22 protein-coding genes, 1 tRNA gene and 1 other RNA gene are annotated in these 22,880 nt (G+C 38.2%); 16 read left to right on the forward strand and 8 right to left on the reverse strand.

Translation table 11 applies throughout. The features are described 5' to 3' along the window. Positions 1–34: 34 nt before the first annotated feature. Positions 35–910, forward strand: coding sequence for an N-carbamoylputrescine amidase (gene aguB, locus ACPC57_RS00805; protein WP_434065568.1), 876 nt, complete (start codon positions 35–37; stop codon positions 908–910). 57 nt (positions 911–967) lie between these two features. On the opposite strand, the gene ACPC57_RS00810 is transcribed toward aguB, so the two are convergent. Further along, positions 968–1,561, reverse strand: coding sequence for a TVP38/TMEM64 family protein (locus ACPC57_RS00810; protein WP_217374936.1), 594 nt, complete (start codon positions 1,559–1,561; stop codon positions 968–970). A 108-nt stretch (positions 1,562–1,669) separates the two neighbouring features. Between ACPC57_RS00810 and ssrA the strand changes: the two genes are divergently transcribed. The 3 genes from ssrA to add all read left to right on the forward strand — a co-directional run bounded on the left by ssrA (position 1,670) and on the right by add (position 3,299). Next, positions 1,670–2,017: a transfer-messenger RNA gene (gene ssrA, locus ACPC57_RS00815) on the forward strand. 2 nt (positions 2,018–2,019) lie between these two features. Further along, positions 2,020–2,107 (forward strand) — tRNA-Ser (locus ACPC57_RS00820). A 145-nt stretch (positions 2,108–2,252) separates the two neighbouring features. After that, positions 2,253–3,299 carry an adenosine deaminase gene (gene add, locus ACPC57_RS00825; RefSeq protein WP_434066132.1) on the forward strand — a complete coding sequence of 349 codons (1,047 nt, stop codon included), beginning with the start codon at positions 2,253–2,255 and terminating at the stop codon, positions 3,297–3,299. 18 nt (positions 3,300–3,317) lie between these two features. Here the strand turns inward: add and ACPC57_RS00830 are convergent, their stop codons facing one another. Genes ACPC57_RS00830 through ACPC57_RS00840 form a run of 3 tightly spaced genes read right to left on the reverse strand, consistent with a single transcriptional unit; the run spans position 3,318 to position 5,192 of the window. After that, on the reverse strand, positions 3,318–4,100 hold the full coding sequence (locus tag ACPC57_RS00830; RefSeq protein WP_434066097.1) for an ABC transporter permease: 783 nt from the start codon (positions 4,098–4,100) through the stop codon (positions 3,318–3,320). Then, positions 4,100–4,825 carry an ABC transporter ATP-binding protein gene (locus tag ACPC57_RS00835; RefSeq protein ID WP_277836713.1) on the reverse strand — a complete coding sequence of 242 codons (726 nt, stop codon included), beginning with the start codon at positions 4,823–4,825 and terminating at the stop codon, positions 4,100–4,102. The genes ACPC57_RS00830 and ACPC57_RS00835 overlap by 1 nt, the downstream gene beginning before the upstream one ends. After that, positions 4,818–5,192, reverse strand: coding sequence for a GntR family transcriptional regulator (locus tag ACPC57_RS00840; RefSeq protein ID WP_434066098.1), 375 nt, complete (start codon positions 5,190–5,192; stop codon positions 4,818–4,820). Before ACPC57_RS00840 ends, ACPC57_RS00835 begins: the two co-directional genes overlap by 8 nt. 264 nt (positions 5,193–5,456) lie before the next feature. Here ACPC57_RS00840 and ACPC57_RS00845 point away from each other — a divergent pair, with 264 nt between their 5' ends. The 3 genes from ACPC57_RS00845 (at position 5,457) to pyk (ending at position 11,232) form a co-directional block, all read left to right on the forward strand. Then, a complete protein-coding gene (locus ACPC57_RS00845) occupies positions 5,457–8,567 on the forward strand; it encodes a DNA polymerase III subunit alpha (RefSeq protein WP_434066099.1) in 3,111 nt (1,036 codons plus the stop codon). An 81-nt stretch (positions 8,568–8,648) separates the two neighbouring features. Beyond that, positions 8,649–9,659, forward strand: coding sequence for a 6-phosphofructokinase (pfkA, locus tag ACPC57_RS00850; protein WP_217375151.1), 1,011 nt, complete (start codon positions 8,649–8,651; stop codon positions 9,657–9,659). A gap of 70 nt (positions 9,660–9,729) precedes the next feature. Continuing rightward, entirely contained in the window at positions 9,730–11,232 is a 1,503-nt protein-coding gene (pyk, locus tag ACPC57_RS00855; protein WP_434065562.1) for a pyruvate kinase, read from the forward strand. 133 nt (positions 11,233–11,365) lie between these two features. Here pyk and ACPC57_RS00860 read toward each other — a convergent pair whose 3' ends face one another. Further along, entirely contained in the window at positions 11,366–12,481 is a 1,116-nt protein-coding gene (locus ACPC57_RS00860) for an NAD(P)/FAD-dependent oxidoreductase (RefSeq protein ID WP_434066100.1), read from the reverse strand. An 84-nt stretch (positions 12,482–12,565) separates the two neighbouring features. Here ACPC57_RS00860 and ACPC57_RS00865 point away from each other — a divergent pair, with 84 nt between their 5' ends. The 6 genes from ACPC57_RS00865 (at position 12,566) to ACPC57_RS00890 (ending at position 18,198) form a co-directional block, all read left to right on the forward strand. Then, positions 12,566–13,192 (forward strand): GDSL-type esterase/lipase family protein, encoded by a 627-nt coding sequence (locus tag ACPC57_RS00865; RefSeq protein ID WP_216806977.1) that lies wholly within the window; start codon positions 12,566–12,568, stop codon positions 13,190–13,192. 34 nt (positions 13,193–13,226) lie between these two features. After that, on the forward strand, positions 13,227–13,775 hold the full coding sequence (gene lepB / locus ACPC57_RS00870; protein WP_274504767.1) for a signal peptidase I: 549 nt from the start codon (positions 13,227–13,229) through the stop codon (positions 13,773–13,775). Between the two features lie 166 nt (positions 13,776–13,941). Continuing rightward, positions 13,942–15,753, forward strand: a complete 1,812-nt coding sequence (gene glmS, locus ACPC57_RS00875) for a glutamine--fructose-6-phosphate transaminase (isomerizing) (RefSeq protein WP_274504768.1) — start codon at positions 13,942–13,944, stop codon at positions 15,751–15,753. Positions 15,754–16,064: 311 nt separating this feature from the next. Further along, positions 16,065–16,706, forward strand: coding sequence for an amino acid ABC transporter permease (locus tag ACPC57_RS00880; protein WP_024392702.1), 642 nt, complete (start codon positions 16,065–16,067; stop codon positions 16,704–16,706). Between the two features lie 9 nt (positions 16,707–16,715). Beyond that, positions 16,716–17,348, forward strand: coding sequence for an amino acid ABC transporter ATP-binding protein (locus ACPC57_RS00885; protein WP_024396247.1), 633 nt, complete (start codon positions 16,716–16,718; stop codon positions 17,346–17,348). A 19-nt stretch (positions 17,349–17,367) separates the two neighbouring features. Next, positions 17,368–18,198, forward strand: coding sequence for an amino acid ABC transporter substrate-binding protein (locus ACPC57_RS00890; RefSeq protein ID WP_289648970.1), 831 nt, complete (start codon positions 17,368–17,370; stop codon positions 18,196–18,198). 61 nt (positions 18,199–18,259) lie between these two features. Here the strand turns inward: ACPC57_RS00890 and ACPC57_RS00895 are convergent, their stop codons facing one another. Genes ACPC57_RS00895 through ACPC57_RS00905 form a run of 3 tightly spaced genes read right to left on the reverse strand, consistent with a single transcriptional unit; the run spans position 18,260 to position 20,724 of the window. Next, positions 18,260–19,453 carry a cation diffusion facilitator family transporter gene (locus ACPC57_RS00895; RefSeq protein ID WP_434066101.1) on the reverse strand — a complete coding sequence of 398 codons (1,194 nt, stop codon included), beginning with the start codon at positions 19,451–19,453 and terminating at the stop codon, positions 18,260–18,262. Between the two features lie 56 nt (positions 19,454–19,509). Beyond that, positions 19,510–19,962, reverse strand: coding sequence for a threonine/serine exporter family protein (locus ACPC57_RS00900; RefSeq protein WP_434066102.1), 453 nt, complete (start codon positions 19,960–19,962; stop codon positions 19,510–19,512). A 3-nt stretch (positions 19,963–19,965) separates the two neighbouring features. Continuing rightward, positions 19,966–20,724, reverse strand: coding sequence for a threonine/serine exporter family protein (locus tag ACPC57_RS00905; protein WP_434066133.1), 759 nt, complete (start codon positions 20,722–20,724; stop codon positions 19,966–19,968). A gap of 155 nt (positions 20,725–20,879) precedes the next feature. Here ACPC57_RS00905 and ACPC57_RS00910 point away from each other — a divergent pair, with 155 nt between their 5' ends. The 3 genes from ACPC57_RS00910 (at position 20,880) to ACPC57_RS00920 (ending at position 22,799) form a co-directional block, all read left to right on the forward strand. Further along, positions 20,880–21,305, forward strand: coding sequence for a MarR family winged helix-turn-helix transcriptional regulator (locus tag ACPC57_RS00910; RefSeq protein WP_130555077.1), 426 nt, complete (start codon positions 20,880–20,882; stop codon positions 21,303–21,305). A gap of 19 nt (positions 21,306–21,324) precedes the next feature. Further along, positions 21,325–21,684 carry a DUF1304 domain-containing protein gene (locus tag ACPC57_RS00915; protein WP_024405053.1) on the forward strand — a complete coding sequence of 120 codons (360 nt, stop codon included), beginning with the start codon at positions 21,325–21,327 and terminating at the stop codon, positions 21,682–21,684. A 335-nt stretch (positions 21,685–22,019) separates the two neighbouring features. After that, positions 22,020–22,799: an AEC family transporter gene (locus tag ACPC57_RS00920; RefSeq protein WP_434066103.1), complete on the forward strand. Its 780-nt coding sequence runs from the start codon at positions 22,020–22,022 to the stop codon at positions 22,797–22,799. Positions 22,800–22,880 lie beyond the last annotated feature (81 nt).

Raw genomic sequence — 22,880 nt, forward strand, 5'->3', positions numbered from 1 at the left:
GCCCATCATGAATTTATGAAAAGGATCAAAAAAAATGAGAAATGTTACTGTTGCTGCTGTTCAAATGCAATGCAGTCATATTTTAGCTGAAAATTTGGCGACTGCAGAGCGTTTGGTCAGACAGGCTGCTGGTCAGGGAGCGCAGATTATTCTCCTGCCTGAACTTTTTGAGCGTCCTTATTTTTGTCAAGAACGCCAATATGACTATTATAGCTACGCTAAATCTGTAGAGGAAAATGATGCTGTTCAGCACTTTATTCCCATTGCCAAAGAATTACAGGTGGTTATACCCATTTCTTTTTATGAAAAAGATGGAAATAGCCTCTATAATTCCATTGCGGTTATTGATGCGGATGGTAGTGTTTTGGGAGTTTACCGTAAGACTCATATTCCTGACGACCATTATTATCAGGAGAAGTTTTACTTCACACCGGGAAATACTGGGTTTAAGGTCTGGGAAACTCGCTATGCCAAGATTGGTATTGGCATCTGTTGGGACCAATGGTTTCCAGAAACTGCTCGCTGTTTGGCTCTAAATGGGGCAGAATTGCTTTTTTACCCAACAGCTATCGGCTCAGAGCCGATTTTGGATACAGATAGCCAAGGACATTGGCAACGGACCATGCAAGGGCACGCTGCGGCCAATATCATACCAGTTATTGCAGCTAACCGTATTGGCTTGGAAGAAGTCCAGCCATCTGACGAAAATGGTGGACAGTCTTCTAGTTTATGTTTCTATGGTTCCTCTTTCTTGACTGATGAGACAGGAGAACTTTTAACAAAGGCGGGACGTGAGGAAGAAGTTGTCTTGCTTGCAGTGTATGATTTGGATAAGGGAGCGCGTGAACGTTTGAATTGGGGACTATTTAGAGACCGCAGACCTCATATGTATCGACGTATTTCGGAATAAGAAGCAGAAAGAATTCTTCAAAATACTAAAAAAACTTGGTTGATTGGACCAAGTTTTTTATTTCAAAAAATGATGTAGCCAGTAGCTACAGTAAATCCAAAAATAGCTGTATGCAATGATAGAAAATGGTCGACAGATTAGGATAATCGAAATGAACTTCCGATAGCTCATACTTGTCAGTCCAGAAATCATCACAACAATATCGGCTGGAGTGAAGGGGAATAACATACAGAAAACGAAGAATATTTCATAACCTCGCTTATTGTCAACTTTCTTTTCATATTTATCGAACGTTTCTTCGTTCATAAATAAGAGACAGAATTTTTTACCATATCTCCGAGCGAGCCAGAATAAAATAATACTTCCAATATTTATTCCAATGTAATTTAGGATGAAACCCCACCAAAATTTAAAGACAAGGAAACCAACGACAGTTGTTACCCCACCAGGAATGATAGGGAAAACAACTTGAATAATTTGTAATCCTATGAAAGTTAAGCTGCCATAGACACCTTGATTTTGTAATAAATTGGATAATGCATTCTGATCATTTAATATTCCGATTTTGTAAAGCCAAAAAAGGAATATAGCTGTGCCGATCAATACAAGCACACTTAGAACTTGTATAACTTTTTGAAAGAATTTATACATAATTTCATTCTACCATATTTCTTTTGTAATTAAAATTCAGGAACATAAATAAATACTCTTTGCAATTCATTCAAGAATCTGATATAATAACTCTCGTATCTAACCCACGGGGTTGTTACGGATTCGACAGGCATTATGAGGCTTGTTCTGCAACCCATCGGCAGATGTAAAAATGCCAGTTAAATATAACTGCAAAAAATACAAATTCTTACGCATTAGCAGCTTAATAACCTGCTAGCGTGACCATTCGCAAATTGCTTGTGTTTGTTGATTGGTCTTAATTTTACAAGCTACGTTGGAATTGAGTCAGGCTGTTCCAAAAGAGATTTACTGACTCGCTTGTACTCGGTTTGAGTTATGTATCGAGTCCAAGTTAAAGTAAGACATAACCTATGGTTGTAGACGAATAAGTTAGCAGATGTTTGGACGTGGGTTCGACTCCCACCAACTCCATATATGGAAGATTACTCAAGAGGCTCAAGAGGCCGTGTTGGAAACGCGGTAGGCGTGTAACAGCGTGCGTGGGTTCGAATCCCATGTCTTCCGTATTGCAAGAACGATTTAAAATCGTTCTTTTTTATTTTTCAAAAGAGTCTTTCCATCAATGACGTTCATTTTAAGGCACATACAACTTGATTTTTAAGGAAAATGTGGTATGATAAGTGACAATATACTTATGAAAGAGATGTAAATACTATTGAATGTTCAGAAATTAGCCAAAACCGAGTTGCATTGTCATCTAGATGGTTCATTGTCGCTTTCACTTATTCGAAAACTTGCTCAATTAGCTAATCTCTCTCTCCCAGAAGAAGATAGTGATTTACGTCAGTTAGTCAGTGTTGATGGCAAGGTGGATAGTTTGATGACCTATTTGAAAAAGTTTGATTATACTCGTCCACTATTACAAACTTCTGAGGCTCTCGAATTAGCTGCGTACGATGTTGTGCAACAAGCTGCAATGGATAATATTTTGTATATTGAGATTCGTTTTGCCCCCGAGTTATCAACTGATGGAGGTCTCACTGTCCTAGAGGCCGTAGAAGCAGTTTTGGCAGGATTAGAGCGCGCTCAGAAAGATTTTCATATAATGGCTAAATTATTGGTCTGTGGATTAAAACAAACCAATCCAAGTCAGACTAAAGAAATCTTTTCAGCCATTGCAGATTTGGCCCTTAAAGGCTTAGTTGGTTTTGATTTTGCAGGAAATGAGGCTGAATATCCAACGGAGGATTTAGAAGAGCTTATCCAATTTACACAATCCTTGGGCTACCCTATCACATTTCATGCTGGTGAATGTGGCTGTGTGACCAATGTTGCTCATGCTCTGGCACTTGGTATTAAGAGGATTGGACACGGAACCGCCCTCTATAAGAACCCGAAGGTTATTCAGGGACTTATTCATAGTGGAGCAACGGTCGAAATGTGTCTAACATCAAACCTCCAAACTGGAGCTGCCTCATCACTAGCAAGCTTTCCCTATTCTCAACTGATAGAGGCGGGAGCAAAAATCACAATCAATACCGATAATCGAACCGTTTCAAATACAAACTTAAATAAAGAGTACCAACTGTTTATCGAACATTTCGGTACAACTAAAGAAGATTTTTATCAATTTAACTGTCACGCCATTCATGCAAGTTTTGCTAGCGAGAAAGAAAAGGAAAAATTGTTACGCATTCTTTCGCTAGCCTACCAACAATTACCTGTAAAAAGAAAGCTCTATACCACGTCCGAGTGACATGGAAAGAGCTTTTTATTATTGTAGGTTCAACTTCTTGGTCATGATATAATGGGTACCAAAGTAATACCCAAAGGCCAAAACAATATTTAATAATACAAAGAACGGATTTGGATATAAAGAGCTAATGGTATCTGCATATACATCTCCTTGGTTAATATAATAGAACATACTGATTGAGCCTGACAAAATACTGATACCGATGTAAGTTAAAATGGCAAATAGTAATCGATGATCTCGAAATAGTTGACCAACTGAAATAGAGAAGTAGATAAGTAGGATTCCCCTTATACTCTCAATCAATGTACTAAGAGCATATGCGATGAATACACCGATATCAACTTGCTGAAACAAGTATTGCAGTTCAGGAATTAATAATTCATTCGTTGACATAAGTACGAAACTGATTACTATTCCAATAGCTAGGAGAGCAGTTATTCCTGCCAAGAAGTACCATACTAAAGAGGCGACTAGTTTACTAAGGATCAGTTGGTGACTATTGACTGGAAGGGTCATGGTTAAGTATCCTTGTCTTCCGTAAATATTGCTTCTAAAACGGTTGATGACCAGAACGAAGGTTGATAGAAAGAGTGCTGCAATTAGAATACCGAATACCATTGATGAAGTACCGAAAAGGAACATTTCTGCGTTTGCAGTACTCACAGCAGATGTATTTGATTTTAATACCAAAGCCTGTATCCAAAAACCTAATACGACTGAAAGAATAATGACTCCCAAGTAGATTCCTAAATACCATTTTCCAACGGATTTGAATTCATATTTTAATAGTTTTTTAAACATTACAATCCCCTTACATGTTCTGCTTTAAAATCTTGACGGAAGAGTGAATCAATGGATTCTCCTGCTTCAATTCTCAAATCATCTACGTTCCCTTGTCGGATAACACTACCGTACTGTAGGAAAATGACTTCATCTAATATTTGTTCAACATCAGCAATTAAATGAGTAGAGATGATAACGGAAGCCGTTGGAGAATAATTATTGATAATTGTACGTAAAATATAATCACGTGCTGCAGGATCAACTCCGCCAATTGGTTCATCTAATACATACAATTGCGCTTGTCGACTCATAACTAATATCAATTGAACTTTTTCTTTGTTCCCTTTTGAGAGATGTTTCATTCGACTATTCAAATCAATTTGCAATTCCGCTAAGAGGGTGCAGGCACGTTCCATATTAAAATCTTTGTAAAAATCTGCAAAAAAATGTACAGCTTCAATTACTTTCATTTGTTCGTCCAAATAGGTTGTATCTGGAAGATAGGAAACGATAGCTTTTGTTTCTGGTGAGGGGGTAAGCCCATTAATGAGAACTTGACCATACTCAGGTTGAAGTAAGCCGTTGATAATCTTAATCATAGTTGTTTTTCCTGAACCATTTGGACCTAACAAGCCAATTATTTTTCCAGCTGGTAATTTCAAGTTAACATTGTTCAGTGCGACAGCACCTCCATATGACTTGGAAACTTGTTGTAACTCGACCAGTGTAAACGCATTATTCATAAGAAACTCCCTTCAAGAAATCATCTAGTTGTTTAACTAATTCGTCTTGCTTGAAACCTAAATCAAGCATATTTGTAACAAAATTATCTACTTCATTCTGTGCTAATTGGAGACGAGTTCGTCGGATTAATTCTTCGTTATCTGTCACATATCTGCCAGTGGTTCTAACGGAGTAAACGAATCCTTCTGTTTCAAGGTCAGACAACGCTCGTTGGACTGTGTTGGGGTTTACACCAGCAGTCTCAGCTAAATATCGGACAGTAGGAAGTTTGTCTCCTGATTTTAATTGGTTTGTTACTATTTGCAATTTTATGGTATTGCTTATCTGGATGTATATTGGGATGTTATTATCAAATTTCCAAGCCATGATTTGCGCCTTTCTATAGGTTAGGTTGTGTTTGTATTTTTGTTCTATATACATAATACAAAAAAACTTCTTGGACTGCAAGAGAAATGTTTCATCAAGATGTATTTTTGACAAGAAATATGAGGTTAGAATGATTTTGAATTGAAAATCAGGTGAAGATAGGTTGTAAAACTTGAACTCTGAATTTTGGAATTACCGAACCACGGAATGCTTGGTATCGATATTTTTGGTATAATGTATATAATAATAAAAAAGGAGAACACCATGCTAGCGCAATTAGATACAAAAACCGTCTATACCTTTATGGATAGCATGGTTACAATTGAAGAATACGTTAAACGTGCAAAAAATCTCGGCTATCAAACTATAGGAATCATGGATATTCATTCTTTGTACGCTGCATATGGATTTTTGGAAGCCTGTCAAAAAGAAGGGCTCAGACCCATCATTGGTTGTGAATTGGACTGGAAATATAATAACGGCCAGTCAGAAATTTTAACGAAACTGATCGCATTATCGACAAAGGGTTACCAAAACCTGATGAAAATCTCTACCGCAAAAATGACCGGTCAAGATGATTTTGATTCGATTCGTCAATTCCTTCAAGATATTGCAGTTATTGTCCCTTTTAAAGATGGTGTCGATAAACTTGATTTAGGGGTAGACTATTATATAGGTATTTATTCAGATACACCAGTTCAGTCTTTTGACCATCCTGTCCTTCCGTTACATACAGTGCGTTATTTTCAAGAAAATCAACTAGAGAGTCTACAAGTTTTACGTGCTATCAAAGACAACATTCCTCTTAATCAAGTAAACGAAATTGAACACCAACAAGTTTTATTATCTGCTGAAAGATTGACGATGAGCTTCATCGACCGATATCCTCAGGCAATCTCCAATCTTGCACAATTAGTGGAGAACGTTTCTTATCATCTTGATAAAAAAGTTAAACTTCCTCGATTTAATCGTCAGCGACCTGCAGTTGAGGAATTGAGAGAAAAAGCACAGGCAGGCTTAGTGGAAAAACAATTGGATTTCCCCCTTTATCAAGAACGTTTGGATAAGGAATTGGCCATCATTCATCAGATGGGATTTGATGATTATTTCCTGATTGTATGGGATTTACTTCGATTTGGTCGTAGCCAGGGTTACTATATGGGAATGGGACGAGGATCAGCTGTAGGAAGTTTGGTTGCTTATGCATTAAATATTACAGGTATTGATCCTGTCAAACACAACTTGCTATTTGAACGGTTTCTAAACAGTGAAAGGTATTCTATGCCTGATATAGATATTGATATACCGGATGTCCATCGCTCGGATTTTATCCGTTATGTCCGTGATCGCTATGGTAGGACGCATGCAGCTCAAATTGTGACCTATTCTACTTTTGGAGCCAAGCAAGCTATCCGCGATGTCTTTAAGCGTTTTGGAACACCGGAATATGAACTGACCAATATTACTAAAAAAATTTCTTTTCGTGATAGTCTGGAGTCCGCTTATCAGAGAAACGCCGCATTTCGCCAAATCATCAATAGTAAAATAGAGTATCAAAAAGCCTTTGCTATTGCTAGACAAATTGAAGGCCAGCCAAGGCAAACATCAATTCATGCTGCGGGTGTTGTGGTTAGTGACGAGGACTTGACGGATACTATTCCATTAAAAATCGGCGAGGATATGCTGATAACGCAGTATGATGCTCACGCGGTTGAAGCTAATGGACTTCTAAAGATGGATTTTCTGGGGTTAAGAAACCTGACATTTGTTCAGAAAATGGCGGAATTGGTCAAGAAGAAATATAATAAAACGATTGATATTGCTGCAATTGATTTGGAGGATTCGGCAACTTTAGAATTATTTGCCAAAGGGCTGACCAAAGGTATTTTTCAATTTGAACAGCCAGGTGCTATTAGCTTATTAAAACGTGTAAAACCTACTCGTTTTGAGGATATTGTAGCTACTACAAGTTTGAACCGTCCTGGTGCGAGTGATTATTCAGAGAATTTTGTTCAACGAAAACAGGGCAAAGAAGCAGTCGTCTTGTTAGATCCATCAATTGCTTCCATTCTTGAACCGACCTACGGGATTATGCTTTATCAAGAACAGGTCATGCAGATTGCTCAAGTGTATGCTGGATTTACACTTGGGAAAGCCGACTTGCTCCGTCGAGCCATGTCTAAGAAAAATGCTCAGGAGATGCAAGCGATGGAGGCTGATTTTTTATTAGGAGCTGAAAAGAATGGCCATGAGAAGTCAAAAACCAAAGATATTTTTGCGATGATGGCCAAGTTTGCTGGCTATGGTTTTAATAGAAGTCATGCCTATGCGTATTCAGCCCTTGCCTTTCAGATGGCCTTTTTTAAAACTCATTATCCAGATGTATTTTTTGAAGTGATGATGAATTATTCGAATGTAGGTTATATTCATGATGCCTTGCAATTCGAATTTCACATTGCTCCATTGTACATCAATACCATTCCCTACCATGATAAATTTGAGAAAGATAAAATCTACATGGGTCTAAAAACTATTAAAGGATTATCTAAAGATTTCGCTATTTGGATAATAGAAAATCGACCATTCATTACATTCGAAGATTTTATTCTACGACTACCTCATCAATATAGAAAAAAAGAACAATTATTGCCATTGATACAACTTGGTTTATTTGATGAGATTGAGTCGAATCGGAAGAAAATAGTTGAAAATCTTGAAAATCTGTTCGTTTTTGCGGAAGCATTTGGGACATTTTTTGCGGAGGAAGCCTATAGTTGGAAGCATGTGGATGACTATTCGAATATCGAGAAATACAACATGGAACAAGAAATAATTGGTTTGGGGATTAGTCCACACCCTCTCATTCAATTACGAAAACAATCTTCCCAACGACTTACTGACATTGCAGATTTAGAAACTGAAAGCAAGGCGACAGTTTTGGTTCAAATTCAATCTGTGCGTGTTATTCGAACAAAAAAAACTGGGGAGCAGATGGCCTTTTTACAGGTGACTGATACGAAACAGAAATTAGATGTTACCTTGTTTCCTGAAACTTACAGGAAGTATCAGTCATTATTAAAGGAAAATAGTTTCTGTTATATCACGGGAAGGGTTCAAGAAAGAGAGGGACAGCACCAACTTGTACTAGACCAGTTGGAATTGGTTTCTCAGGAAAAATGTTGGATTTTGATGGAAAATCGGGAAAATGATTTTGCGATTGCTCGAATCTTAGACAGATACAAAGGCCCCATCCCAGTTATATTACACTATCAAGATCGGAACGAAACAATAAAAGTTGAGCAATTTAGCGTTGTAAAATCACCACAATTAGTAGAAGAGTTGGCAGAATTTGTTATGAAAACGGTTTTTCATTGAAAAATAGCAAAAAGTCAAGCATCTTCCTTGCAAGTATGTTATAATAAGGCAGTTAAAATGAAATTTAAAGGAGCAAATGAAATGAAGCGTATTGGTGTTTTAACCAGTGGTGGAGACGCACCTGGTATGAATGCTGCCATTCGTGCAGTTGTTCGCCAAGCAATTTCAGAAGGAATGGAAGTATATGGTATCAATGAAGGCTATGCTGGAATGGTAGCTGGAGATATTCACCCATTAACTGTCCGTTCCGTTGGAGATATCATCTCTCGTGGTGGTACATTCCTTGGTACTGCTCGTTATCCAGAATTTGCCAAGTTGGAAGGTCAACTAAAAGGGATCGAGCAATTGAAAAAACACGGAATTGAAGGTGTTGTAGTTATTGGTGGCGACGGCTCTTATCATGGAGCTATGCGTCTTACTGAACATGGTTTCCCAGCAATTGGGTTACCTGGTACGATTGATAACGATATTGTAGGAACTGATTTCACTATTGGTTTTGATACTGCTGTTACAACAGCCATGGAAGCTATCGATAAAATTCGTGACACTTCTTCAAGTCACCGCCGTACTTTCGTTGTTGAAGTAATGGGACGTAACGCTGGGGATATTGCGTTGTGGTCAGGTATTGCATCTGGTGCAGATGTTATCATTATCCCAGAAGAAGGATTTGACATTCAAGATGTTGTTGAAAAAGTTAAATCTGGCTATGAAAATGGTAAGAAACACAGTATCATTGTATTGGCAGAAGGTGTTATGCCGGCTAGTCAATTCGCTAAAGAATTGAAAGCAGCTGGTGACGTTAGCGATCTTCGTGTAGCTGAACTTGGTCATATCCAACGTGGCGGTTCACCAACAGCTCGTGATCGTGTGCTCGCATCTCGTATGGGCTCACATGCAGTTAAATTATTGAAAGCAGGTCGTGGTGGTTTAGCGGTCGGAATTCGAAATGAAGAAATGGTTGAAAATCCAATTCTAGGGACTGCAGAAGAAGGTGCATTGTTCAGCTTGGCTGAAGATGGCAAGATTATTGTCAATAATCCACATAAAGCCGATTTGGGACTTGCAAAGTTAAATCGTGACATCTCAATCTAATAAGTCACACATCATAGATTGTAAACAAGGGTCATAAGACCAGTTATTTATAAAAGGAGTTTTATTTATCATGAACAAACGTGTCAAAATCGTTGCAACTCTTGGTCCTGCGGTTGAAATCCGCGGTGGTAAAAAATTTGGTGACGATGGTTACTGGGGCGAAAAATTAGATGTTGAAGCATCTGCTCAAAAAATTGCCCAATTGATTACTGAAGGTGCTAACGTATTCCGTTTCAACTTCTCACATGGTGACCACCAAGAGCAAGGGGAACGTATGGCAACTGTACGTCGAGCTGAAGAAATTGCTGGTAAAAAAGTAGCTTTCTTGTTGGATACAAAAGGTCCTGAAATCCGTACTGAGTTATTCGAAGGTGATGCAAAAGAGTATTCTTATACCACTGGTGACCAACTGCGTGTAGCAACAAAACAAGGTATTAAATCAACTAAAGAAGTGATTGCTTTGAACGTTGCAGGTGGTTTGGATGTGTTCGACGACGTTGAAGTTGGTAAACAAATTCTTATTGATGATGGTAAGCTTGGATTGACTGTTATCGCAAAAGACGAAGAAACTCGTGAATTCATCGTTGGTGTTGAAAATGATGGTGTTATCGCAAAACAAAAAGGTGTAAACATTCCTTACACTAAAATTCCTTTCCCAGCTCTTGCAGACCGTGATAACGCAGATATTCGTTTTGGTCTTGAGCAAGGTTTGAACTTCATCGCTATTTCATTTGTACGTACTGCAAAAGACGTTGAAGAAGTTCGTAACATCTGTAAAGAAACTGGTAACGATCACGTTCAATTGTTCGCAAAAATTGAAAACCAACAAGGTATCGATAATATTGATGAAATCATCGAAGCAGCTGATGGTATTATGATTGCGCGTGGTGATTTGGGTATTGAAGTACCATTCGAAATGGTTCCAGTTTACCAAAAAATGATTATCACTAAAGTGAATGCGGCTGGTAAAGCAGTTATTACGGCAACAAACATGTTGGAAACAATGACTGAAAAACCACGTGCAACTCGTTCAGAAGTTTCAGACGTGTTCAACGCAGTTATCGATGGTACAGATGCCACAATGCTTTCTGGGGAGACAGCAAATGGTAAATACCCTGTTGAATCAGTACGCACAATGGCAACTATTGCTAAGAATGCTCAAAGTTTGTTGAATGAATACGGTCGTTTGACTTCAGATCACTTTAACCGTGCTTCTAAAACAGAAGTTGTGGCTTCAGCAGTTAAAGATGCAACAAGCTCAATGGATATCAAACTTGTCGTAGCTCTTACCGAATCTGGTAACACTGCTCGTCTTATCTCTAAATACCGTCCAGATGCTGACATCTTGGCTATAACATTTGACGAAAAAACTCAAAAATCATTGATGATGAACTGGGGTGTTATTCCAGTTGTAACTGAAAAACCTGCATCAACTGATGACATGTTTGAAGTTGCTGAAAAAACTGCCCTTGAATCAGGATTGGTTCAATCAGGTGATAACATCGTTATCGTCGCTGGTGTTCCAGTTGGTTCAGGTAATACAAACACAATGCGTATCCGCACTGTAAAATAATTTAATAATGGAAAAGCCTATTGTATCAACGATTATTCGTTGTACAGTAGGTTTTTATATGTTTAGCAATTTCAAGTAGTATGAATCAGTTCTCAAATATATTAAATAAAGGGAAAAATAAAAGAGTCAAAGGCTAGTTTTTGACTCTTTTTATATAATTATTAGGTGAGTATGGTGTACGATCAAAGTTTGTTTCGTATCCAAGAATTTCATTTGCGATTTGCCAAGCGATAATTGGCCCATTTGTTAAACCAGTAGAGCCTAGACCGCTAGCAACCCAGACATTAGGCATATCCTCAATATTTCCGTAGAATGGAGAATAAGTTGAAGTATAGGCTCGCGTTCCAATGCGAGTTCTTGCTACAGGATAATTTGCCAAATCAGGCATGAATTCAGCTATTTTAACATGCATGGCTTGGATTTTTTCAGGGTCTAGTTCTAAATCGTACCCCATATCATCTTCATGAGTTGCACCAATAATGATTTTTCCATTTTCAAATGGTAGGATGTCAATCTCTCCGTAAGGCATACAAACTGGCCAATTATCTGTATCGAATTCTGTATCTAATTCTAACAATTGTCCTTTTTGTGGTCGAACATCCACTTGATAACCAAGAGGTTCAAGAATATGTGGCAACCAGGCCCCTGTGGCTAAGATTATATGGTCAGCACTAAACACTTGATGTTCTACTTCGACTGTATTGGCATCTAACAGTTTTGCCTGTCCTTGTAGAAGCGCTCCGCCATTTTTTAACACTTGCTCTTGAAGGATATCGATTAAACGACCGCCATCTATACGACCGCCACCTTCTAAATGAATTCCAAAAAAATCGGGTTTGAGTGGTGGAAGGTACTGGCTGATTTCTGCGCCAATTAAAGGGGTGATTTTCCCAATTGTTGGAGTGTCAACACGACGGTCCTCCGCTATTTTTTGTATTTTATCAAGTAGTTCAGGCTTGCTTTTTAGGCCGATAGTTCCAGTCTGTTTGAAGGGAATCTCAGTAGCACCCGATTTTTCCAAATCGGCTACCAATTTTCGGTAGAAAACAGCACCATCGGATGTTAACTTATACCAGTCTTTATTTTTCTTTTGAGCCATCCATGGGCAAATGATACCAGCAGCAGCTCGAGTAGCTGTTCCTACTCCAGAGTCTATTAGTGTAAGGTCAATTTGTTCTTCTTGGGAGAGATAGAAGGCGGCTGTTGAACCGACTATTCCTCCGCCTATAATAATAACTTGTTTTTTCATAAGTTAATTATATCACAAATTCATAAGTTTATTTATTTTTTTCAACATGATACAATAGAAAATAAGAAAAATTGAGGAGTTCGTGTGTCAGATATAATGTATCCTGAGGTCCTAACCGTTGGAAGTGGGGCCGTAAAAGTTGCAACAGTCGGAGATAGTTTGACTTATGGATATGGCTTAGAGAATCGTGAAAAAGATGCCTATCCTTTTATTCTAGCTGAGAAACTTGGCTCACATTATCAAGTTTCAAATTATGGTTTGAGTGGGCGTTCACTTCAGTCAACTGCAGATTTTCCTTATTTTAATGAGAAAAATGCTCAGTTATCTTTGGATAGCGAAGCGGATATTGTGATCATCATGATAGGCAGTAATGATAGCCGAGCGCCTTATTGGAATAGAGAACGGTTTGTCCGGGAGTATAAAGAAATGGCAGAGCGTTATGCTAATCTCTCAAGTCAGCCAGATGTATATCTTGTTATTCCACCTTTTGTTCCAACCAGTCGCTTTGGATTGAATAATCAAATTGTTGAAGCAGAACTTCAAACAATTATTGCTGAAATAGGGAATCAATTGGATCTTCCAGTTATAAATCTCTATTCAGTAACAAAAGGTCATAATGAGTATTATAGTGATGGGCTCCATTTGAATCCACTAGGAAACCAAGTAATTGCTTCTGAAATTTACCGTCATCTCGTCAATGAAATAGTTTGAAATATGATATAATGTTAAGTGAAAGGGTGAGATTATGGTTAAAAGAGATTTTGTAAAACACATTGTATTGTTATTATTGTTACTAACGGGAATCATTGGTTTACGTGTTTGGTTTTTTGAGCCAGTAACAATTACCAAAGATGAATCAAATACTTATTTACATGAAAATGATTACATTATTGCATTTAAAAATGCAACGATTGAACATGGAGATTTCATTTTGTATGAGATTGATGGTCACGAATATGTCAGCAGAGTCATTGCGATGACTAATGAGAGAGTTACTTATATGGATGATGTATTATATCGAAATGATGTCGTTGTGGATGAAACTTATTTGGATGCTCCTCAATTTCAAGAATATTATACGGAGGATTTAACGGTGGCTACCATCACAGATGGAAAGCTTCAAGTAATTCCAAGGGATTATTTTTTGGTTTTGAATGATAATCGCACGAATAAAGATGATAGTAGGACTTTTGGATTGATTCCTAAAAAAAATGTGATTGGTCGATTAACGTTTAGAATTAGTCCGCTTTCAGATTTTGGTTTTATAAAAACAGGATTAGTAAACGAAAACTAGTCCTATTTTTTTGCTTACATAAAGAAAAGGGCTATACCAATTTTTGTGTTGACAAAAAGAAACGCGTATTGTATACTGTTTTTACTGGTTTATTGACCTGAAATAGGGCTATACCAATTTTATTAATAATGAAAGAATATGTTAGTAAACATCTTAGGTAAATAATATGTGTGGAATCGTTGGTGTCGTGGGTAATGCAAATGCAACTGATATCTTAATCCAAGGTCTTGAAAAATTGGAATATCGCGGTTATGATTCAGCAGGTATTTTTGTAGCAGATGGGGACCAAGCGCATCTTGTAAAAGCAGTCGGCCGTATTGCTGAACTATCAGCAAAGCTTGGCGATAAGACTGAAGGAACAACAGGAATTGGTCATACACGTTGGGCAACACATGGAAAACCGACTGAAGACAATGCTCACCCTCATACATCACAAACTGGTCGTTTTGTTCTCGTACACAATGGTGTGATTGAAAACTATCTAGAAATAAAGAATGATTTTTTAGAAGGCCACAGTTTCAAAGGACAAACAGATACAGAGATTGCTGTCCACTTGATTGGTCAATTTGTTGAGGAAGGTTTGTCAACTCTAGAAGCCTTCAAAAAAGCATTGAAGATTATTCAAGGTTCATATGCCTTTGCCTTGATTGATGCTACGGATGCAGATACTATCTATGTTGCCAAAAATAAATCTCCACTTTTGATTGGATTAGGCGATGGTTATAACATGGTCTGCTCAGATGCCATGGCTATGATTCGTGAGACAAGTGAATATATGGAAATTCACGATAAGGAATTGGTTATCGTGAAAAAAGATAGTGTTGAAGTCATGGACTATGATGGCAATGCGATTGAACGTGGAAGTTATACAGCTGAGCTTGATTTGTCAGATATTGGTAAGGGAACTTATCCATACTACATGCTCAAGGAAATTGATGAGCAACCAACTGTAATGCGTAAATTGATTAGCGCATATACTAATGAAGCTGGTCAGGTAACGGTTGATGCGGATATTATCAAGGCAGTACAAGAAGCTGACCGTATCTATATCTTGGCTGCTGGAACTTCCTATCACGCAGGATTTGCCTCAAAAGACTTCTTGGAAAAATTGACTGATACACCAGTAGAGCTGGGAATTTCATCAGAGTGGGGCTACAATATGCCGCTTTTGAGTAAAAAGCCGCTCTTTGTCATGATTAGCCAGTCAGGTGAAACTGCTGATAGCCGTCAGGTATTGGTTAAAGCTAATGAAATGGGCATTCCAAGCTTGACAGTAACCAATGTACCAGGCTCAACACTGTCACGCGAAGCAACTTACACTATGTTGCTCCATGCAGGTCCAGAAATTGCGGTAGCTTCTACAAAAGCCTATACTGCCCAAATTGCTACCTTGGCAGTTTTGGCTAAGGCTGTCGGTGATGCAAATGGCAATGCCTACGCAAAAGATTTTGATTTGGTACATGAATTGTCAATCGTTGCACAATCCATCGAGGCTAGCTTGTCAGAAAAAGATGTGATTGCTGAAAAAGTGGAAAAATTGTTAGCTACAACTCGTAATGCATTTTACATTGGACGTGGAAGTGACTATTACGTTTCTATGGAAGCAAGCTTGAAATTGAAAGAAATTTCATACATCCAATGTGAAGGTTTTGCGGCAGGTGAATTGAAACACGGTACCATTTCATTGATTGAAGATGGTGTTCCAGTTTTGGCCTTGATTTCAAATCATCCACATCTCGCAAGTCATACTCGAGGCAATATCCAGGAAGTAGTGGCGCGTGGTGCCAATGTCTTGACAATAGTAGATGAAGCAGTAGCTAAGGAAGAAGATGACATCACTGTTACAACTGTTCATCCATTCTTGTCAGCGATTGCTATGGTCGTTCCAACACAGTTGATTGCTTACTATGCAACATTACAACGCGGTTTGGACGTCGATAAACCACGTAATTTGGCGAAATCAGTAACAGTTGAATAATTTGTAGAGGAGATTTGGTGAATCCAAATCTTCGGCTCTTTGTCAACTGTAGTGGGTAGATGAAAAGCTAACACCTAGAGAGGACGAACTTCGTTCTCTCTTTCTTTATCTCTTTCTTTTTTTAGGAGATAAGCTGAAAAGGGCTCTCCGCAGCCCTTTTCACTGTTCAAAGCAATAAAAATCCGTTTTTTAAAGTTTTCAGGCTCTTTTTGCAAAAATATACAATACGATGGAGAATTTATTAAAAATTCTTTGAAATAAAGGATATTTTTTGATATACTAGAACCTACTAATTCTTTTAGGAGAGCTCTATGGATTATGTTTTGGAAGTCCTACCCAGTCTATTGAGTGGGGCGGTTGTCTCCTTGCAGGTATTTTTTTTCGTATTAATTTTATCCCTGCCTTTAGGAGCAGTTTTTGCGTTTTTGATGCAGATTCGATTTAAACCCTTGCAGTGGTTATTGCATATCTATGTACTAATTATGCGTGGAACACCATTGCTGTTACAATTAATTTTTGTTTACTACGTTTTACCAAGTGTGGGTATTACTTTTGATCGAATGCCAGCGGTTATTCTTGCTTTCACCCTAAATTATGCGGCTTATTTCTCAGAAATTTTCCGAGGTGGGATTGAAGCCATCCCTGCCGGCCAATACGAAGCCGCTAAAGTATTAAAATTTACACCCGTTCAGACGATTCGATATATCGTTTTACCACAGGTAGTAAAAATCGTACTACCTAGTGTTTTCAATGAAGTAATGACATTGGTGAAGGACACTTCATTGGTTTATGCTCTTGGGGTGAGCGATCTCTTGCTAGCTAGTCGAACGGCTGCCAACCGAGATGCAAGCCTTGCACCAATGTTTATTGCAGGTGCCATCTACCTTTTGATGATTGGAGTTGTGACACTCGTTTCTAAACAGGTAGAAAAGAAATTTGACTACTATAGATAGGAGGAAGCCATGTTAGAATTACGTAATCTTACAAAACGTTTTGGTAACAAACAGATTTTCTCCAACTATGATTTAGTTATTCCTGAGGGGAAAATTGTAGCTATTGTTGGTCAATCAGGTGGTGGTAAAACGACCTTATTGAGGATGTTGGCAGGATTGGAAACAATTGATTCAGGAACATTGATTTACAATGGTCAAACTCTACCGCTTGAAGAATTAGAGAAACGACATTTGCTGGGCTTTGTCTTTCAAGATTTCCAGCTTTTTCCACACTTATCCGTTTTGGAAAATTTGATTCTTTCACCAATAAAGACACAGAACATGTCTCGTTCAGATGCGGAAGACAAGGCCCGTAAACTATTGGATACTCTTGGGTTAGCCAACCATGCGACTGCTTATCCATTTTCCTTATCGGGTGGACAAAAGCAACGAGTGGCCCTAGCCCGTGCTATGATGATTGATCCTGAGATTATTGGTTATGATGAACCAACTTCAGCCTTGGACCCCGAATTGAGAAAAGAAGTTGAAAAATTGATTCTTGAAAATCGGGCGACAGGTATAACGCAAATCGTAGTGACTCACGATATGCAGTTTGCTGAAAATATCGCAGATGAAATCATCAAAATTGAACCAAAACATTGAGGTAATTAAAATGATGAATATGAAAAAGATTGTTTTAGGAGCAGTTGCTCTCGTATCGAGTCTCGCTTTAGTAGCATGTGGGTCTAGCGACTCAGCAACCAAGTCAGATAACTGGTCTACCTACGAATCTGAAAAATCTATTACGATTGGGTTTGATAAAACCTTCGTTCCTATGGGATTTGAACAAACAGATGGTTCCTACACAGGTTTTGATATTGATTTAGCAAATGCTGTTTTTGAAAAATATGGAATAACTGTTGAATGGCAGCCAATTGACTGGGACTTGAAAGAAACGGAATTAACGAATGGCAATATTGATTTAATTTGGAATGGGTATTCTATTACGGACGAACGGAAAGAGAAAGTTCTATTTACTAATCCTTACATGGACAATCAACAAGTTCTTGTCACCAAAAAATCTTCCAACATCAGTCAGGTATCTGATATGAAAGACAAGGTGTTGGGCGCGCAAGCCGGTTCCTCAGGATATTCAGTATTTGAAGGCCAGCCTGCGATCCTAAAAGATATTGTGCAAAATAATGATGCAAGCCAATATGCAACATTCAATGAAGCCTTGATTGACTTGAAAAATGATCGTATTGATGGTCTCTTGATTGACCGAGTATATGCTAATTACTACTTGCAACAAGAGGGGATCATCGATGACTATAATATCATTGATGCTGGTTTTGAAAATGAAGCATTCGCTGTCGGAGCTCGTCAGTCAGATACGACACTTGTAGAAAATATCAATAAAGCATTTACTGAATTGTACCAAGAAGGTAAGTTCCAAGAAATCTCTCAAAAATGGTTTGGAGATGATGTGGCAACTGATGCAGTAAAAAACTAAGAATATAATCAAAAGAGCCTAGTGCTCTTTTTTGGTGCAAAAGAATAGCCAAGTCGTTCGACTAGGCTTGTTTCTTTGATATTTGGTGGAAAATGACAGTCCAATTTTCATGACGACGCCAGAGGGATGCGTGGACAAAGTCGCCAATTTCAAATGTAACTAGTTTAGACTTTTGACTAATAGAAATCATCTGATAGTTGGAAAGATAGGTTGTTTGAACAGGGTGACTTTCAAGCATTTGAGTTTTATCTTGATACCGACCTTTGGCATCGATGAGAAGGTAGTTCTCATCAATTAAGGTCTCATATCCAGTTGCATGTGCTTGTATCTCTGTTTCAAATCGGAAGAGTTTATCATTGACGTGTTCATACATCTCATCGTGAGGAATTTCAGATGGTTCTACGTGTATATCTACATCAAAAACACCATGTTTGAGTGTTAGGAGTTGCTCAACCTGTTCGGTTATTTCATGACTTTCATAAACGGACATATCCGGATTCATTTCGAGGACAATATCCAGATAGATATTGGCACCATAGGTGCGACCACGTTGTGAATTGACAGAAACAATTTTAGGAAGTTTGAGAATATCTTCCTCGTACTTTTTCAACAAGTTTTCATCAAAACCATCTGAGAGTGTGAAAAAGCTCTCCATAAAAATATCATATGCAGTTTTTAGAATGAAGAAAGTAATGATAATGGCAGCAATTTTATCAACAATTGGGAAGTTAAAGGCTGCAGCAAAGATTGCGATAGAAGTTCCAATGGAGGTGACAGCGTCAGATAGATTGTCCTTGGCAGCTGCTTCAAGTGCTTTAGAATGAACTCTTTTCGCTAGGCGATTATTATAAAAATATACGGCCAACATAACGAGTGCGGAGAAAACACCTACTATTGCCCCCGTGATGTCTACCTCGACTGGAGAATTACTAATTATTTTTTGTAAGGTATCATAGAGGACTTGAAAACCAACGACGAACATGATGAAAGAAGTCATCAAACTAGCGAGGTCTTCCATTTTCCAATGTCCGAATTTATGGTCAGTGTCAGCAGGTTTTTGGGCCATTTTCAATCCAACCAGTACGGCGACATTTCCAATAATATCGGAAATATTATTGAAGGCATCTGCTCGCAAGGCATCTGAATGAAAGACTTGACCTGCAGTCAGTTTTATAATTGACAAGACTATGTAGGTACCTATTGATAGTAAGGCACCACGTTCAGCAAACTTTAGATTGGAAACAGTTTGGTTCATGGCATCTCCTTTAATAAGTTTTCATTGTAACAAAAAGCCCCCCTGTTTTCAAGGGGTTAGACTGAATTTTTATGAGCATTCATGACCTTATAAAGGCGTAATAAGATAGTGCCACTTGCCATACTAATTGGGATAACCAAAGCTAGTGTCAATACGGTTGTAATATTGGTGAGTGCTTGAGCATATTCGCCTGAAACAAAATAGGTAGTAGACATGTATGCGCGGTAACCCGGAACAAGTGGAGCAAGTATAGCTAATGAAAAGATGACGGAGGGTGTTTTTAACCAAATACTCATGATCTGACTGACACAGGATCCGATAATTGCTGCGAAAAAGGTAGCAATTAAGACATTTGTTGGTTCCAATAGTAAAAGATAAATAAGCCAAACAAGCATACCTAGAAGACCACCCGGAATCAACATTTTCTTTTGAACATTGAGAACAACTAAAAAAGTAGCAATAGCGATATAAGATGCAATCGCCTGAAACAAAAAATTAATGGAAGTCATACCTTACCTCACAAGCATCAGGGCGACTGTAGTTCCAGCACCAAGTGATAAAATAATCAGCGCAGTTTGAAAGAACTTGGTCATTCCAGTATTAATATGGTTGGTCATCAGGTCCCTCACAGCATTTGTGAATGCAATGCCAGGTACAAATGGCATGACCGCACCAGCGTTAATCAGGTTTGGATTGATGGTAAGGTTCGTATGGGTACTTAGTATGTAGGATGTGAGTGAGAACACAAAAGCGCCGACAAAAGTTGTGACAAAGTCAATTCCAATATAGCGATCTACAATGAGAGAGAGAGGAAAAGCTAGGGCCGTGGCAAGGATAGCGCTTGCAGCATCTAAAAGCGATCCACCAAACATAATGGTAAAAAAAGGAGCAGCGATCACTGCGGCCAAGGCTACTTGGATATTATTATATGGTGGTTTTTGTTGTTTTATTCTATTTAATTGTTGCCAAGCCTCTTCCAAACTAATTTCTTCATTGGCAAGAGAGCGGGAGACTTGATTGACATCACAAACTTTTTGCATGTCGTAATTTGAGCTCACAATACGTTTCATACGAGAAATGTTTGTATGATCAATGGAGAAAAAGATTGCAGCAGGAATCGCCAGAACATTAGCTTGTTCGATTCCTTGTGAATGTGAAATCCGAATCATTGTATCCTCTACTCGATGAATTTCAGCTCCGCTTTGCGCTAAAATAGCACCAGCTAGCATGAGTACATCTATGACTAAGTTTAGTCTAGGAGTATTTTCCATCAATATGTCCTTCCGCTTGTTTTCCTTCATTATAACAAAATATAGGTATAGGAAACACATTTTTTTGATAGATAAGCAAATAAATTGCAAATTGTTCGTATTGTAATATAATTGATTTATCAACGATTGACGAATCAATCAAAAGAGGTAAATCTATGCAAGAAATGGAAGATTTGTTATACAGATTGAAAGTGGCTGATGAATCGATTTCTAATCTATTTGAAAAGCAATTGGGAATCAGCTTGACACGCTACACCATATTACGGATATTGTTGGAGGATGCCCCGATGCATCAATTAGCATTACAGCAGCGACTTCAGATTGATCGAGCAGCTATTACTAGGCATCTGAAATTGTTAGAAGAACAAGGCTATATTAGTCGTGAACGAAATCCTAAGAATCAGAGAGAAGTACTTGTATGGCCGACTGAGCAGGCTCGAGAAGCACTGATTTCTGCCCCTCCAGCCCATCATCTTGCGATCAAGGAAGCAATGAACCAAGTTTTGACTCTCGAAGAGAGGAATCAATTTCTTGCCATGCTTGACAAACTACTAATTGGCTTGCAAGAGTTACCTATTTAATTTTTAGAGAGGAGACATTATGTCTATTTTTACCACTATTCTAGCTAGTATCGTAGCTATTGAACATTTATATATCATGTACTTGGAAACCTTTGCGACCCATTCAAATTCTACAAGCCGTGTCTTCAATATGGCCAAGGATGAGTTGCAACGTAAATCTGTGACCACTCTATTTAAGAATCAGGGAATCTATAATGGTTTATTAGCTGTCTTTCTCTTGTATGGAATTTTCACAGGCAACCTTGAAGTGACAACTATTTTTGTCTTGTTTGTTATTGGAGCGGCAGGCTACGGAGCAGCGACTTCTAGTCCTAAAATCCTTTTGACCCAGGGAGGGCCAGCAATCCTAACCCTCATTTCAATCTTATTATTCAACTAAGCTAAAAAGCCTTCCGTGAGGAGGGCTTTTTGCAATTATCGAATAGTCAGTTCTTCATATAGTGTAGAGATGTAGAGGTAATCTGTGGCTTTTGGATCATAATAGTTTGGAAGGTCAATTCCTATCATTTCCTAAATCAAGTGTTTATATAAAATTTTTATATATAATCAGAATGAACTTCTCTATGCTATACTATATCCATGAAAGAACTTGAATTATTAACTCGCGCTTTTAGTTTTATTTGCGTAATAGGTCTCGGTTACATTTTAAAAATCCAGGGAATAGTCCGAAGAGAAGATGCCACTATTTTTTCCACTCTGGTCATGAATGTAACTTTGCCAGCTTCCTTATTCATCGCCTCCTCAACAGCACAAGTATCGCTCAGTCTCTATCTCCCATTCCTTTTAGGAATTTTGTGTAATCTTCTTTTGAATCTAGTGGGTTACTGGGAGGCTAAACACTCTGGACATCAAGCGTCAGTCGGGCTCATGCAATTATCTGGATACAATATAGGTACTTTCACACTACCTTTTGTTCAAGCCTTCTTTCCAGCGAGCAGTTTGCTAAGTGTTATCGTCTTTGATGCAGGAAATGCAATTATGGTTTTAGGAGGAAATTACAGTATTGCAACTGGAATTGATGTAGAAAAAGAAGGGATGTCTGTTACATCATTTTTAAAAAACATTTCGCGCTCAATTCCGCTAATGGTATACTTAGTCAGTCTTTTACTAGCTAGTTTATCCATACAACTTCCACAAGAAATTCTCTCTACTTTGACGATTGCTAGCAATGCTAATCCATTTTTAGCGATGCTGATGTTGGGAATCCTCCTTGATTTAAAACTGAATTGGAAGGAAATTGGTCGATTGTCCTACCTCTTGTTTCTGCGAGTAGGGGCCAATATCTTGATGGGGGCCCTCATCTATTTTCTATTCCCAATTGAGCAGTCTATGAAAATAATGCTTCTGGTGTGCTTAGCATCTCCAATTTCGGTCATGTCACCAATTTATGCATTAAAATTAGGAAGCCGTTCTGCAGAACCTGCGAATGTCAATTCCTTATCTATACTGGTTAGCCTTGCTGTGATGGTACTTCTGATTTTTCTATTCGTATAAAAAAGTCTTTGCTTGTGCGAGGGCTTAAAATCTATCTTGTACTCAATGAAAATCAAAAGTAGCCTAGTTTCAGCTATCTGG

Origin of the sequence: Streptococcus sp. VTCC 12886, from assembly GCF_049893425.1 — a bacterium.
GTDB lineage: Bacteria > Bacillota > Bacilli > Lactobacillales > Streptococcaceae > Streptococcus > Streptococcus suis_AA.

What these genes read in the sequence shown, in the direction of transcription:
- aguB (WP_434065568.1), top strand. Translation starts at nt 35, where the DNA reads ATGAGAAATGTTACTGTTGCTGCTGTTCAAATGCAATGCAGTCATATT.
- ACPC57_RS00810 (WP_217374936.1), bottom strand. Translation starts at nt 1,561, where the DNA reads ATGTATAAATTCTTTCAAAAAGTTATACAAGTTCTAAGTGTGCTTGTA.
- ACPC57_RS00890 (WP_289648970.1), top strand. Translation starts at nt 17,368, where the DNA reads ATGAAAAAGATTGTTTTAGGAGCAGTTGCTCTCGTATCGAGTCTCGCT.
- ACPC57_RS00845 (WP_434066099.1), top strand. Translation starts at nt 5,457, where the DNA reads ATGCTAGCGCAATTAGATACAAAAACCGTCTATACCTTTATGGATAGC.
- ACPC57_RS00885 (WP_024396247.1), top strand. Translation starts at nt 16,716, where the DNA reads ATGTTAGAATTACGTAATCTTACAAAACGTTTTGGTAACAAACAGATT.
- ACPC57_RS00910 (WP_130555077.1), top strand. Translation starts at nt 20,880, where the DNA reads ATGCAAGAAATGGAAGATTTGTTATACAGATTGAAAGTGGCTGATGAA.
- ACPC57_RS00880 (WP_024392702.1), top strand. Translation starts at nt 16,065, where the DNA reads ATGGATTATGTTTTGGAAGTCCTACCCAGTCTATTGAGTGGGGCGGTT.
- ACPC57_RS00915 (WP_024405053.1), top strand. Translation starts at nt 21,325, where the DNA reads ATGTCTATTTTTACCACTATTCTAGCTAGTATCGTAGCTATTGAACAT.
- ACPC57_RS00840 (WP_434066098.1), bottom strand. Translation starts at nt 5,192, where the DNA reads ATGGCTTGGAAATTTGATAATAACATCCCAATATACATCCAGATAAGC.
- ACPC57_RS00830 (WP_434066097.1), bottom strand. Translation starts at nt 4,100, where the DNA reads ATGTTTAAAAAACTATTAAAATATGAATTCAAATCCGTTGGAAAATGG.
- ACPC57_RS00835 (WP_277836713.1), bottom strand. Translation starts at nt 4,825, where the DNA reads ATGAATAATGCGTTTACACTGGTCGAGTTACAACAAGTTTCCAAGTCA.
- ACPC57_RS00905 (WP_434066133.1), bottom strand. Translation starts at nt 20,724, where the DNA reads ATGGAAAATACTCCTAGACTAAACTTAGTCATAGATGTACTCATGCTA.
- glmS (WP_274504768.1), top strand. Translation starts at nt 13,942, where the DNA reads ATGTGTGGAATCGTTGGTGTCGTGGGTAATGCAAATGCAACTGATATC.
- ACPC57_RS00860 (WP_434066100.1), bottom strand. Translation starts at nt 12,481, where the DNA reads ATGAAAAAACAAGTTATTATTATAGGCGGAGGAATAGTCGGTTCAACA.
- pyk (WP_434065562.1), top strand. Translation starts at nt 9,730, where the DNA reads ATGAACAAACGTGTCAAAATCGTTGCAACTCTTGGTCCTGCGGTTGAA.
- ACPC57_RS00895 (WP_434066101.1), bottom strand. Translation starts at nt 19,453, where the DNA reads ATGAACCAAACTGTTTCCAATCTAAAGTTTGCTGAACGTGGTGCCTTA.
- ACPC57_RS00900 (WP_434066102.1), bottom strand. Translation starts at nt 19,962, where the DNA reads ATGACTTCCATTAATTTTTTGTTTCAGGCGATTGCATCTTATATCGCT.
- pfkA (WP_217375151.1), top strand. Translation starts at nt 8,649, where the DNA reads ATGAAGCGTATTGGTGTTTTAACCAGTGGTGGAGACGCACCTGGTATG.
- lepB (WP_274504767.1), top strand. Translation starts at nt 13,227, where the DNA reads ATGGTTAAAAGAGATTTTGTAAAACACATTGTATTGTTATTATTGTTA.